At 61.3% G+C, this 13,369-nt stretch carries 12 protein-coding genes; 3 read left to right on the top strand and 9 right to left on the bottom strand.

Annotation, left to right across the window (positions count from 1 at the left end):
* Positions 1–9: 9 nt before the first annotated feature.
* The 6 genes from mdtD to rplM form a co-directional block, all read right to left on the bottom strand.
* Positions 10–1,431: a multidrug transporter subunit MdtD gene (gene mdtD, locus AC1DZE_RS21895; protein ID WP_477670050.1), complete on the bottom strand. Its 1,422-nt coding sequence runs from the start codon at positions 1,429–1,431 to the stop codon at positions 10–12.
* Between the two features lie 124 nt (positions 1,432–1,555).
* Positions 1,556–1,921 (bottom strand): iron-sulfur cluster insertion protein ErpA, encoded by a 366-nt coding sequence (gene erpA, locus AC1DZE_RS21890; protein WP_122955163.1) that lies wholly within the window; start codon positions 1,919–1,921, stop codon positions 1,556–1,558.
* Positions 1,922–2,088: 167 nt separating this feature from the next.
* The gene (locus AC1DZE_RS21885; RefSeq protein WP_457282898.1) at positions 2,089–2,490 is read right to left on the bottom strand and encodes a bactofilin family protein; all 402 of its coding nucleotides are present in this window, start codon (positions 2,488–2,490) and stop codon (positions 2,089–2,091) included.
* 54 nt (positions 2,491–2,544) lie between these two features.
* Positions 2,545–3,252 carry a DUF6776 family protein gene (locus tag AC1DZE_RS21880; protein ID WP_477666786.1) on the bottom strand — a complete coding sequence of 236 codons (708 nt, stop codon included), beginning with the start codon at positions 3,250–3,252 and terminating at the stop codon, positions 2,545–2,547.
* Positions 3,253–3,482: 230 nt separating this feature from the next.
* Positions 3,483–3,875 carry a 30S ribosomal protein S9 gene (rpsI, locus tag AC1DZE_RS21875; RefSeq protein WP_007867568.1) on the bottom strand — a complete coding sequence of 131 codons (393 nt, stop codon included), beginning with the start codon at positions 3,873–3,875 and terminating at the stop codon, positions 3,483–3,485.
* A 10-nt stretch (positions 3,876–3,885) separates the two neighbouring features.
* Positions 3,886–4,314: a 50S ribosomal protein L13 gene (gene rplM, locus AC1DZE_RS21870; protein WP_007867557.1), complete on the bottom strand. Its 429-nt coding sequence runs from the start codon at positions 4,312–4,314 to the stop codon at positions 3,886–3,888.
* Positions 4,315–4,519: 205 nt separating this feature from the next.
* Between rplM and AC1DZE_RS21865 the strand changes: the two genes are divergently transcribed.
* The 3 genes from AC1DZE_RS21865 (at position 4,520) to AC1DZE_RS21855 (ending at position 9,909) form a co-directional block, all read left to right on the top strand.
* A complete protein-coding gene (locus AC1DZE_RS21865) occupies positions 4,520–5,518 on the top strand; it encodes a 23S rRNA (adenine(2030)-N(6))-methyltransferase RlmJ (RefSeq protein WP_477674085.1) in 999 nt (332 codons plus the stop codon).
* A 405-nt stretch (positions 5,519–5,923) separates the two neighbouring features.
* On the top strand, positions 5,924–7,840 hold the full coding sequence (locus tag AC1DZE_RS21860; protein ID WP_477700543.1) for a sensor histidine kinase: 1,917 nt from the start codon (positions 5,924–5,926) through the stop codon (positions 7,838–7,840).
* Positions 7,837–9,909 carry a protein kinase domain-containing protein gene (locus AC1DZE_RS21855; RefSeq protein WP_477670053.1) on the top strand — a complete coding sequence of 691 codons (2,073 nt, stop codon included), beginning with the start codon at positions 7,837–7,839 and terminating at the stop codon, positions 9,907–9,909. The genes AC1DZE_RS21860 and AC1DZE_RS21855 overlap by 4 nt, the downstream gene beginning before the upstream one ends.
* A 243-nt stretch (positions 9,910–10,152) precedes the next feature.
* Here AC1DZE_RS21855 and AC1DZE_RS21850 read toward each other — a convergent pair whose 3' ends face one another.
* Genes AC1DZE_RS21850 through AC1DZE_RS21840 form a run of 3 tightly spaced genes read right to left on the bottom strand, consistent with a single transcriptional unit; the run spans position 10,153 to position 13,251 of the window.
* Positions 10,153–11,184 (bottom strand): cytochrome d ubiquinol oxidase subunit II, encoded by a 1,032-nt coding sequence (locus AC1DZE_RS21850; protein ID WP_477700542.1) that lies wholly within the window; start codon positions 11,182–11,184, stop codon positions 10,153–10,155.
* Positions 11,177–12,592 (bottom strand): cytochrome ubiquinol oxidase subunit I, encoded by a 1,416-nt coding sequence (locus AC1DZE_RS21845; RefSeq protein ID WP_477700541.1) that lies wholly within the window; start codon positions 12,590–12,592, stop codon positions 11,177–11,179. The genes AC1DZE_RS21850 and AC1DZE_RS21845 overlap by 8 nt, the downstream gene beginning before the upstream one ends.
* 2 nt (positions 12,593–12,594) lie before the next feature.
* Positions 12,595–13,251, bottom strand: a complete 657-nt coding sequence (locus AC1DZE_RS21840) for a GbsR/MarR family transcriptional regulator (RefSeq protein WP_477670055.1) — start codon at positions 13,249–13,251, stop codon at positions 12,595–12,597.
* Positions 13,252–13,369: the final 118 nt, after the last annotated feature.

The raw sequence follows: 13,369 nt of genomic DNA, 5'->3' as shown, positions 1-13,369 counted from the left end.
CAGAAAAAACTAGCCCTGCCCCGAAGCCTCGGTCGCTTCAGCCTTCTTCACCACCCTCACCTGCGGCGACAGCTGCCAGAAAATCCCCGCTGATGCCAGCGTGATCAGCCCCATCGCGGCGAACGTCGCCTGGAAGGAGTGCAGCGTCTGCACGGCCTCGCCGGCACCAAAGAAGCCCGTGAAAGCGGCCAGCACCGCGCCCGCTGCGGCCACGCCCATGCTCATCGCCAGCATCTGCACCATCGACAGCAAACTGTTGCCGCTGCTGGCCATGCTGCTGTCCAGGTCGCGCAGGGTCACGGTGTTCATCGCAGTGAATTGCATCGAGTTGACCGCGCCAAAACATGCCAGCTGGAGGATGTGCAGCCACAGCGGCTGCGCCGGTGTCACGAAAGCAAAACTCGCCATCGTCAGGCCCACCATCGCGGTGTTCGTCACAAGCACCCTGCGATAGCCGTAGCGAGTGATCAGCGGTGTGGTGAAGCGCTTGACCAGCATGCTCGCCACGGCAACCGGCACCATCATCATCCCCGCCTGCAACGGCGAATAGTCCAGGCTGACCTGCAGCAGGAGTGGCACCAGGAAAGGCATGCACGAGCTGCCCAGGCGTGAGAACAAATTGCCCAGCAGTCCGATGCTGAGCGTGGGAATCGAGAACAGCCGCGGCGAAAACAGCGGGTCAGGGCGTTTGGCGGCATGCAGCCAGTACGCGGTAAGGCTGGCCATGCCGAACACCAGCAGCACCAGCACGCTGGCCTGTTTCAGGCCCAGGCCCGACAGCCCGTCCACCGCCAGCGACACGGCCACCATGCCGAAGGCCAGCAAAAGGTAGCCCGGCAGGTCGAAACGCGGCATTTGAAGCCGCGGGTTGTCCTCCATGTAGAAAAGCGTCGCCACGCAGCCCAGTACCCCCACCGGAATGTTGATGAGGAACACCCAGTGCCAGGAAGCCACCTGGACCAGCCAGCCGCCCAGCGTGGGCCCGATCAGCGGGCCAACCAGGCCCGGAACGGCAATGAAGCTCATGGCCTGCAAAAAGCGCTCGCGCGGAAAGGCGCGCAGCACGGCCAGCCGGCCCACCGGCAGCAGCAGCGCCCCGCCCATCCCCTGCACCACCCGCGCCGCCACCAGCTGCATCAGGTTGCCGGACAGCGCGCAGGCGATGGAGCCAATGACGAACAGCGAGATCGCCCCCACATACACCCGCCGCGTGCCAAAGCGGTCGGCGATCCAGCCGGACGCGGGGATCAGCATGGCCATGGTGAGGGAATAGGCCACCACCACCGACTGCATGCGCAAAGGACTTTCGCCAAAGCTGCGGGCCATGGCCGGCAAGGTGGTGTTGACGATGGTGGCGTCCAGCGTCTGCATGAAAAAGCCGATAGCTACCAGCCAAAGCAGCATGCGCAATGATTTTTCTTCTGCCTGCATGGATAAGAGATGCGAAAGTGCGAACTTGGTTCACCGCATGGGAAATCAAGAAGACAAGAGGATGGCCGGACAGCAAAAAGCCGCCCCGAAGGCGGCTTTTAAAGCGAAAGCGTTGAGTTCCGCCTCAGGCCGAGAAGCTGGATCCGCAGCCGCAGGTGCTGGTGGCGTTGGGGTTCTTGATGACGAATTGCGCGCCTTCAAGGTCGTCCTTGTAGTCGATTTCGGCGCCCACAAGATACTGGTAGCTCATGGCGTCGATCAGCAGGGACACGCCATTTTTGGTCATGGTGGTGTCGTCTTCGTTGGTGATTTCATCGAAGGTGAAACCGTACTGGAAACCGGAGCAGCCCCCGCCCTGCACAAAGACGCGCAGCTTCAGATCCGGGTTGCCTTCTTCGGCGATCAGCTCAGCCACTTTGGACGCGGCGCTGTCGGTGAAGACAAAGGGCGCGGGCATTTCGGTCTGGATATTTTCGGCAACGGCACTCATGGGGACTCCAATACATAAAGCGAATCAGGGTTCGCGATTCGAGGCTTTCAAGCCTCTGGCGACACTTATGGCAAATAGTACAGCAATTCAATCAACCATAACGCCCATGCGTGTTAGGCCCGGCGGTCTATTTGTGAGCGCTTACTCGCCCAATTCACCCCCACCAATCAGATGTTGTTGGCGGCCAGTTTGAGCGTGGGTTTTTCTTCTAGTTCCGCGTGGCTTGTAGCGCGCAACTGTCCGAAGATGACGGCGCCCTGGTGCATTTCAAGCGCCTTGTAAGACACGTCGCCCTCGATTTTGGCTTTGGGCTGCAATTCAAGCAGCTCGGATGCGTGGACAGGGCCCATCACCCGGCCATTGATGATCACATGGTCGGCATGAATATGGCCGGTCACGGTGGCGGACTCGCTGATCACCAGAATGCTGGAGCTGCCTTCGGCGGCGCGGATGTCGCCGATCACTTCACCGTCGATCCGCAGGCCGTCGGTGAATTTCAGGTTGCCCTCAATGCAGCTGCCTTGGGCGATCAGGCTTTTGATAGGCGGCTGCTTCTTTTTTCCAAACATACAAAGGTTCCTGTGCTGGGGGTGGCGGTGGAAGGGGAAATCGGGGAGAAATTCTCAAAGCTTGAAGGTCTGGGCAGATCTGACCGCTGTCCCCTCAATGACTTTAGCTGTAACTGTTTGTACCATGGCTTGGGGGGGCAAGTCGAGGACACCTTCCACACGAAGGTACTGTTTGAACTGTAAAGTTTGCGGTCCGCCGGGCAAAGTCATCGTCCAGGGTTTTCCGTCCTGCGTGCCATGAACCGTCAGGTCAAGTTTCCCGTTGAAATTAGGCGCACCTTTGACGGGCTGGATCACCAGGACCTGCCATTTGAGCTGGGTTCCCGACAATACCTCGGCCTGCAGGCTGCGGATGGCGACAACCTCGGCGCTGCCAGCCGGCAAAAGCTTCTGAAAAAATCCCAGGTCGTCGCGCAGGCTGCGGTTGTCGCTCTCCAGCTGCCGGATCTGGCTCATCATCTTTTCCTGCACCGCTTTTTCGGCCGTGAGCAGGCTGCCTGAAGTATTGGCAATCGATTGCGCCCTGTCGCGGTCTGCACGCAAAGTGACCACTTCCTGACGCAACACGCTGATCTCTTCCCTGGCATCGGTATCCACGCCCGCAATCCCCTTGCCGAACTCGAAGGCCCAGAGGGCGACCGCTGCGGAAAACCCCAGCATCAGGGCACCGGCGATCCACCGCAAGGGCCAGGGGAGCGAGCTGCGCACCGACATGCGCGGGGAGCTGATCGTCAGCCGGCGGCGAAACAGGCGAAATTTCAAATCGGGGACCCTGCAGTTTTCGGTTCGAGGAGCTGCATTGTGCACGCAGACATCCGCTGAACCGCCCGATTCAGCCGTAAAGCCGGGTAAGGCTTTGCATCAGGAAAACTAAACGCTTACAAAGCATTGACAGGACGTTGCGGGCGCCACACAAATGCTTCGGCCATGAAAAAAGCCGCCGGGTAAACCAGGCGGCTTTTCGGGGACAGCGAAAGCGGCTAAATGTCGATTTAGCGCTTGCTGAACTGCTTGCGGCGGCGAGCTGAGCGGAAACCGACTTTTTTACGTTCGACTTCACGTGCATCGCGGGTCACAAAGCCAGCCTGGCTCAGGGCCGGCTTGAGCGTTGCGTCGTAATCGATCAGCGCACGGGTGATGCCGTGGCGCACTGCGCCGGCCTGGCCGGACTCGCCGCCGCCGTGGACGTTGACCATGATGTCAAACGTCTCGACGTGGTTCGTCAGAAACAGGGGTTGGCGGCAGATCATGATCGAGGTTTCACGACCGAAGAACACCTGGATGTCACGGTCATTGATCGTGATCTTGCCGGTGCCTTTTTTGATAAACACACGGGCGACGCTGGATTTGCGACGGCCGGTGCCATTGTTCCATTCACCAATCATCAATGGCTCCTTAGATGTCCAGCACTTTAGGCTGTTGGGCGGTATGCGGGTGCTCTGCACCACCGTACACCTTGAGTTTCTTGATCATGGCGTAGCCGAGCGGGCCCTTGGGCAGCATGCCCTTGACGGCTTTTTCCAAAGCGCGGCCGGGGTGCTTGGCTTGCATGTCGCGGAAATTGGTGGCAGTGATGCCGCCTGGATATCCGGAATGGCGATAGTAGATCTTGTCAGTCGACTTGGCGCCGGTGACGCGCAGCTGGGCTGCATTGATGATGACGATGAAGTCACCGGTATCGACGTGAGGCGTATAAATGGCCTTGTGTTTGCCGCGCAAACGGAGAGCAACTTCGCTGGCTACTCGTCCGAGGACCTTGTCGGTCGCGTCAATCACAAACCACTCGTGCGTCACATCAGCGGGTTTTGCGCTGAACGTTTTCATGAGTTTTCTTTCGAAAAAATGGTTTGTCGGGTTCTTTTCTGCGGTCGGTGTTCTTCTGATGAGAACCTCTTAGGCAGTATTTCAAGCTCTGCCGCGGAACCACTAGGCGCTGCAGAGCCCACGATTATATGAAAAATCAAGGACTTGCGTCAATATTCAGCCGGGTTTAAGGCATTTCCCCCATGCAAGAAGGTAGGATAGACCCATGTTTTCCTATCGCCACGCCTTCCACGCAGGCAACCACGCCGACGTGCTCAAGCACACCACGCTGATCGCGTTGATGAAGTATTTGACCCAGAAAGACACGGCGCTGACCGTGATCGACACGCATGCGGGCGCGGGCCTGTACCGGCTTGACGGCGACTACACCGAAACCAGCGGTGAGGCCCAGGAAGGCATTTTCAAGCTACTTTCCCAATCTGTTTCCGAGGCAAAACCGGCTCCAGCCCAATCACAGCATGCGCAAGCAGCTCCTAAAACAATAGCAAAACCCACCGCCGCCAAACCAGCTGCAGGCGGCTGGGCGCCTGCCCTGCAGGACTACATCGACCTGCTGCGCGGCCTGAATCCGCAATTCGCCGAAAGCGGCGACATCGCGCACCTGAAGATCTATCCGGGCTCCCCTTTCATCGAGCAGCAATTCCTGAGCGGGCGCGACAAGCTCAAGTTGTTTGAATTGCATCCCACCGATTTCAAGTCGCTTTCCGGCAACATTGAACAGTTGGGTGTAGGCCGCCAGGTGGCGGTTTCGCGCGAAGACGGCTTTGAAGCCCTGAAAACCTTTTTGCCGCCACCCGCCCGCCGGGCGATGGTGCTGTGTGATCCCAGCTATGAAATGAAGAGCGACTACGCGCGCGTGTCGGCCTGCATGGCAGACGCCGTCAAGCGCTTCGCCACCGGCACCTATGTGGTCTGGTATCCCATCATCCCGCGGCCGGAAGCCCATGACCTGCCCCGTAAGCTAAAGACGCTGGCCGTGAAAGCCAGCCGAAGCTGGTTGAATGCCGCTTTAACGGTGAAATCGAGTAAATTAACAACAGATGCCGCCGGTGACGTGGTGCGGCCAGGCCTTCCTGCCAGCGGCATGTTTGTCATTAACCCGCCCCACACCCTCAAGGCAGAGCTGCAAGCGGCCCTGCCGCAAATGGTGGCCCTGCTGGGGCAAGACCGCAATGCCGGCTTCACGCTGGAGCATGGCGGCTAGGGCTTTCAGGACGACGCCCTGCAAGAGGGGATGGCAGCCGGCACCGCCAGCCGGTTATGCCAGGTTGGCTGTGTTGTGCGCCCAGACTTTCCTGTCTTTACCGCCGCAGTGAGTTGTGGCAAGGTTGCCCCGTAAACTTTCCCAAAGTCTGCGCCTCCATTGCCCCACCCCTGTTTGCCCGCGTCCTGTCCTGATTTCCGCTTTCTTTTCTTCTTTTCCTCTTGGCTCTCCCCGCTCCCTCGGTGCTCCACCACTAACATGCCCGTCCAGGCTCAAGCTCTCCCATCCGCCGCCCCGGATACGCCGGGCCGTGGACCGCGCGTGCGTGGGAAAACGGCCGGACCTGCGGAAAAGGGAATCAACGACGGCTCAGCAAGCGGGATGGCGATGGGCACGCCAGAGGACATGGAAAGTGAAATCGAGCGCCGGGTTGCGCTTCGCACCCAGGAGCTTCGTGCATCGCTGGCGCGCTACCAGACCATGGTGGACCTCGCGACCGAAAACATCTGCGTCGGGCAGGAAGGCCTGCTGCGCTTTGCCAATCCGCCGTGCCTGGCCTTGCTGGGTACAGAGGCCGGCACCATGGCCGACCGGCCCATGATCGAGTTCATCCATCCGGAAGACCGCAACTTTGTTTCCGGCAAGCACAAGCTGCGCGCCGCCGGCAACGTCGTCCCGGCTTTTGAGGCGAGATTCCAGCGCGACGACGGCACGACTTCCTGGGTGGAAATCAACGGCGTGCTGGTGGACTGGGAAGGTGCGCCGGCGGACCTTTTTTTCCTGAAAGATGTCACCGAGCGCAAAAGACTCGAGGCTCTGACCCGATCAGCCGCCGAGCGCTACCGGGCGGTTGTGGAAAACGTCAACGACGTGATCCTGGTGGTGCAAAAAGGCATCGTGCGCTTTTCAAATACCAGCGCCCAGGCCATGTTCGGCCTGACGCTCACCGGGCTGCCGTCCATGCACCTGATCCATCCTGACGACCGCAGGATGGTGCAGCGCCAGCGCGAGCTCATGCAGTCAGGCACCATGGTCAGCGCCTACGAGGCCCGCTTCATCACGCCACCGCGCGAGACCATGGCGCCGGACCTGCGCACCGGCTGGGCGAGCATCTACGGCACGCGCATTGAGTGGGACGGCGAACCCGCCCTGCTCGTGCTCATGTCCGACATCAGCGAACGCCGCCGGCTGGACGAAGAACTCAAGACCGCGCTGACGCAGCGCGAAGCCATCCTCGAAACCACCGCCGTCGGCGTCACCTTCCTCAAAAGCCGGCGCCACCAGTGGCTGAACCGCACGCTGGCCGCCATGCTCGGCTACAGCCCGGCCGAATTGCTGGGCCAGGAAACGCGCGTTCACTATCCCAGTGACGAGGACTTCGAACGCACCGGCGAACTCGCCTACGCGCAGATCGCGCAGACCGGATCGTTCTCGCTGGAAACGCGCATGCGCCGCAAAAGTGGTGAACTGATCTGGGTTCAGCTTGACGGCTCGGCGCTCGACCGCAATCGCCCGCAGGAAGGCTCGGTGTGGACTTACGTGGACATCACCCGCCGCAAGGAAGCCGACGAAGAAGCCCGGCGGGCCCTGGCGCGCGAACGCGAGCTGGGTGAGCTCAAAACGCGCTTTGTGTCGATGGCCTCGCATGAATTCCGCACGCCGCTTGCCACGATTCTGTCGTCCGCAGAGTTGATAGAACACTACGGCGAAAAAATCACGCACTGCGAGCGCCAGGACATCATGGCCGACCTGGTGATCGCGGTCAAACGCATGCAGGGCATGCTTGAAGACATGCTCACCGTCGGGCAGGCCGACGCCGGCAAACTCAAGCTCAACCTGAAACCGCTGGATATCGCGGCGCTGTGCCGCAAGCTCGTGACCGAAATGCACACCAGCGACGCCGGCCAGCATGCGATTGAATTTGAAGCCCCCATCGGCCACGACGCTTTTTCGCAGCTGGTCCTGCTCGACGAACGGCTGGTCCGGCACATTGCCAGCAACCTGCTGGCCAACGCCTGCAAATATTCGCCCGCCGGCAGTGTGGTGGTGCTCACGCTGGACCGCCGGCAGGATGAGTCCGGGGACCACCTGATCCTGCGCGTCAGTGACGAAGGCATCGGCATTCCGCCCTCAGACCTGCCACGCCTGTTCGAGAGCTTTCACCGCGGCTCCAACGTAGGCAACCGCCAGGGCTCCGGGTTGGGCCTGGCCATTGTCAAACACGCCGTTGACCTGCATCACGGCAAAATCGAGGTGGCAAGCATGCCGGGAACGGGCACACAGTTCACGATCAGCCTGCCCATTTCTCAAGGAAACCCATGACCCTGATCCTGATCGTTGAGGACGACGACGCCATCCGCAGCAACATCGTGCGGCTGCTCAAACTTGAAGGTTTTGAAACGGCCGCGGCCGCAGATGGCCGGCAGGGCCTGGAGCAGGCCCGTGCAAGCCGCCCCGACCTGATAGTCTCCGACGTCGGCATGCCCGGCATGAACGGCTTTGAACTGCTGGCAGCCGTGCGCGCCGACCCGCTGCTGGTCAACACGCCCTTCATGCTGCTGACCGCGCTGGATGACCGCGAGAGCATGCGCCGCGGCATGACGGCCGGCGCCGACGACTACCTGTCAAAACCCTTCAGCCGCGCCGAACTGCTCGACGCCGTCAACGCGCAGCTGAAGAAAAAAGAACGGGTGCGTGAAGCCATCGACTCGGGGGTGGCCGCCGGCGAAGAACGCCTGCGCGCAGCTTTTGCCAGCCGCATCAGCGGCAGCCGCCCCGACAGCGTACCGGTTGATATTCCGGCCAGCGCGCAAACCGAAGAAATCGCCAATGCCACTGTGCTGGTGGCCAGCATCCGCAATTTCACCTCGCTGGCTGAAAAGCTCAACGCCGCGGAAGTGTCACAACTGCTCACCGAATATTTTGAGCGCATCTCCGAACCCGTGCTGAAAAACAGCGGCCGGCACATCAAGTTTGTCGGCGATGGGCTGATGGCGGTGTTTGTCGACACCCTCACCGGCTCGCCGCTGCCGGCCCCGCGCCGCGCCATTTCTGCGGCTCTTGCCATGGCACTGGCCACGCATGAATTCCGCGACTGGCTGGAGCAGCGCTTCGGCGGCCGCGCGCTGCCGCCGTTTGCCATGGGCATCGGCATCCACAGCGGCGCCGTCACGCTGTGCCAGCTCGGCACGCAACAGACCAAGGAACTCACGCCCGTGGGCGAAACCGTCACGCTGGCCTCACGGCTGGAAGACGCCACCGAAGAAAAGGGCTGGACGGTGATGGCCAGCGAGCAGACGCTCGGCGAAGCCGGCACCGGTATCCAGACCGGCATCCACACCTCGCTCTCGCTGCCCGGCCGCAACCTCGCCATCGATGTGGCCGAGGTCACGGGCCTCGTCACCACCATGGAAGACAAGATCCACGGCATGGCCAGCCTGACCGAGCGCGCCAGCGAGATCAGCGACGCCGTGCGCGCCAATTCGGACATTACCGCACGCGCGGTCAAGGGCGCGCTGGACGCCAAGCTCTCGGCGCTGAAAGACCTGCGCTTTGACGCCAGCAGCGAGGCGGTACGCCTCAAGGGCTACCGCATCACGCGCAAGATCGGCGCGGGCGGCATGACCGAGGTCTACCTGAGCGAACGCGAATCCGACGGCCTGCCGATCGTGCTCAAGGTGCTGGACTCACGCGGCAAGGAAGCCTCGGAACACCTGGTGCGCTTCATCCAGGAATACGCCCTGCTCTGCAAGATCGACCATCCGCACGTGATCAAGATCTACGACCAGGGGTTCACCGACGAGCATGCCTACATCGCGATGGAGTACTTTGAACGCGGTGACCTGCGCAGCCTGTTCGGACCCGACCTGGCCCGCTCGCAGGCGCTGACGGTGGCGCGCGAGGTCGCCCAGGCGCTGTCGGCCATCCACGCACACGGCATTGTCCACCGCGACATCAAGCCTGAAAACGTCATGCTGCGCGCCGACGGCAGCGTGGCGCTGGCCGACTTCGGCATTGCCAAGTCCATGCTGCAGGCCCCCAGCATGGGACTGACCCAAACCCATCACGGCGACGTCGTGGGGACGCCCTACTACATGAGCCCCGAACAGGCCACCGGCCGCAAGGTGACGGCGCAATCCGACCTTTACAGCCTGGGCGTGATGCTGTTTGAAATGCTGGCCAACCGCCGGCCCTACATTGCCGAATCGCTCGAACTGCTGCTGGCCAAGCACCTGAACGCCGACACCCCCGCCCTGCCCGCGGTGCATGCGGAATTGCAGGGCGTGGTCAACAAGCTGATGGCCAAAAGCCCCGAGCACCGCTACGAATCAGCCGAAGCCTTTCTGCTCGAACTCGAATCCATCGCGCCCGCGCCTGAAATTAGTCTTTAGAAAAGCTCCCCCCTGTCCAGGCTCACTGCGTGTAGCCCGGTCCCCCTCAGGGGGCGGCGCCTGGGGCCGGCAAAGCCGGACCCTCGGCCCCCGCTGATGAATACCTCCGCTGGTAACGCCCTGAATTCTTCAACCAGCATGAGCCGTGGAACCGGCTTTGCCGGGCCACAGGCGGGCGGCCCCCTCGGGGGGCAGGGAGCTACACGAAGTGAGCGACCGTGGGGGCCATATCCTGCGCGGGGGCTAATATTTCAATGCCGTACTTTTTCCCCAGAAAATCCGGTACGCAAAGACCGTGTAGCCGATGATCATCGGCAGCACCACGGCTGCGCCGGCCAGGATCACGCCCATGGCTTCGGGCGCGCTTGCCGACTGCCAGATCGTCAGCTTGTCGATCACCAGCCACGGGAAGAGGCTGTAGGCCAGGCCGTAGAAGGCCAGCAAAAACACGCCCACCGTCGCACCAAAAGGCACCCATGCGCCGTATTCATTGCCTTGTGCCAGGCGCACCGGCAGGCGCTGCAGGCTGCGGAAAATCACGCCAAACAGCACCGCCGTGGCCGCCGGGATTGGCAGCAACAGCACGATGTTCGGAAACGAAAACCATTTGTCGAAAATGCTCTGGCTCACCAGTGGCGTAGCCACCGAAATGGCGCCAATACCGATCACAGTGAACAGCAGGCTGCGCCTGGCCCAGCGCACGGCCTGCAGTTGCAGTTCACCTTCGGATTTGATGATGAGCCAGCCGGCGCCGAGCAGGCAATACGCCGCGACCAGCGCCGCGCCGATGACCGCGTTGAACACAATCGTCCACCAGGTCGCCGCAAAACCGGTGATCAGCGAGCCCAGCATGTAGCCCTGTGACCAGCTCGCCAGCAGTGAGCCGGTGTAGAACATGCGGTTCCACAAGGGCTTGTGGCTGGCGCGCGCCTTCACGCGGAAGTCAAAGGCCACGCCGCGCAGCGTGAGGCCGATCAGCATGAAGGCCACCGGCAAATACAGCGCGCCCAGAATGACGCCGTGCGCCAGCGGAAACACCGTGAGCAAAATACCGACGCCCAGCACCAGCCAGGTTTCGTTGGCATCCCAGAAGGGTCCGATGCTGGCGATCATGGTGTCCTTGTCGTCATCGCCGGCGGTGCGCATCAACACGCCCACGCCCAAGTCGTAGCCGTCCAGGATCACGTAGGCCAGCATCGCCAGGCCCATCACCACCAGGAAAACAATGGGCATCCAGCCGGCGGCTTGCGTCAGGTCAGGGGCAAGGTCAAGCATGGGAGGCTCCTTCTTTTTCGGGGTAGTTCACGACGTTGAGGTCCTTCTCGGGCTCACCGGCGGTGCTGTCGTCCCCGAACGGCTTGTCGGCGTGTTTCCTGTGCCGCGCGAGGTAGAAGACCACCGACACATAAGACACCAGCAGCACCGCATACAGCGCGAGGTAGAGCGTCAGCGTCAACGCGATGCGCGGTGCCGGCACTCTTGAGGCGGCATCGGCTGCCGTCAGCACGCCCGTCACCAGCCAGGGTTGCCGGCCGATCTCGGTCACGTACCAGCCGGCGATCAGCGCGATCCAGCCTGCGAATGTCATGGCGACCAGAACTCGTGCATGCCATACGGTGAGCGTACGGTCAGGGTCTTTTTTCCAGGGTGCCAATTGCCACGCGCTGGCCCAACTGACCAGAAGCATCAGGACGCCCACCCCCACCATGATGCGAAAGGCCCAGAACACCGGCGCCACCGGCGGATGTTTTCCCTCGAACTCGTTCAAGCCCTTGACCTCGCCGTCCAGGCTGTGCGTGAGGTAGAGCGATGCCAGCTTGGGAATGCCGATTTCATAGCGGTTGGACTTGGTGGCTTGGTCGGGCAGTGCAAACAGTACCGCGGGCACGCCTTTTTGGGTTTCCCAGATGCCTTCCATGGCGGCCAGCTTGGCCGGCTGGTGCTCCATCGTGTTCAGGCCGTGCTGGTCACCCGCAACGATCTGCAGCGGAATCAGCATGGCAGCCATGTAGATGCCCGTCTTCAGGCCGGCCATGACTTCGGCCCCGCGGTCATCACGCAGCCAGCGGTAGGCCGAAACGCCCGCCACCAGAAATGCCACGGTCAGCCCCGACGCCAGCAGCATGTGCACCAGCCGATACGGAAATGAAGGATTGAAGATCACCGCCAGCCAGCTCGTCACATGCGCCTGGCCGTTGATCATTTCAAAACCCGCCGGCGTCTGCATCCAGGAGTTGAGCGCCAATATCCAGAAAGCCGACAGCGTGGTGCCACCCGCCACCAGCAGCGTGGCGATGGTGTGCATGGTCTCGCTCACGCGTTCACGCGCAAACAGCATCACGCCCAGCATGGTGGCCTCCAGAAAGAAGGCGGTGAGCACTTCGTAGGCCAGCAGCGGCCCGGCAATGTTGCCCACCTTCTGCATGTAGCCCGGCCAGTTGGTGCCGAACTGGAAGCTCATGGTGATGCCGCTGACCACACCGAGGGCAAAGGTCAGCGCGAAAATTTTCACCCAGAACTGGTAGGCGTCCATCCAGTATTGCGCTTTGGTTTTCACGAAGCGCAGCTTGAAATACAGCAGCACCCAGCCCAGCGAAATGCTGATGGTGGGAAAGAGGATGTGGAAGGTGATGTTGGCCGCGAACTGGATGCGGGCCAACAGGAATGCGTCTAAACCGTCCATCATCAACTCCTGTTTTCGTCGGGAAGGTTGGCAGCAGGTGCTGCGGGGCCGAGGAGCTCGCCGGAAGGCTTCGCCGCCACTTTGCTGGATGCGGTGCGGCCTGTCAAACCGGCCTTCACGCTACTGGCGACCTTGTCCTTCACTTCCAGCAGCTTCTGCACCTTGGCGCCCATCTTCATCAGGCTCATCAGCGTGGCCGAGTCCATCTTCTGCACATCGGCCAGCCAGCCCGTCATCAGCTCGATCAGGTCGTGCATCTGCTTCATGCGCGCCTGGGCGTGGATGTCATCCTGGTTGGCCGGGTGTTCCATCAGCGCATCGCGCAGCATTGAAAGCGTCGGGTCAATCTCGCGCTTGCGGCGTTCCTCGGCCAGTGTGCGGAAGATGGCCCAGACGTCTTCCGGCGCACTGAAATACTCGCGCCTGTCGTTCGGCAGGTGCTGCAACCGCACCAGGTTCCACGACTGCAACTCCTTCAGCCCCATGCTGACGTTGGACCGCGAAAACGCCAGCGCTTCGCCGATTTCATCGGCATTCAGGGCCCGCGGCGAGACATATAACAAGGCATAAATCTGCCCCACAGTACGGTTAATGCCCCACCGACTGCCCATTTCACCGAAATGGAGAACAAACCGCTGGGTTAAGGGGGCCAGATTCATGGTTTGGGTCTCTTTACGGCGTCTTTGGTTTATTGAATTTTCAGGAATTACTGAAATTCTAATAAATCCAGGGAGTTCACGCCAGGGGTTTGGTGGGTTGACCTTTGGAACCTCTGAA

The sequence above is a fragment of the Polaromonas sp. P1_F1 genome, from assembly GCF_056405795.1.
Note: the sequence above shows the minus strand (reverse complement) of the source record. Positions and strands in the feature narration are given on the sequence as shown.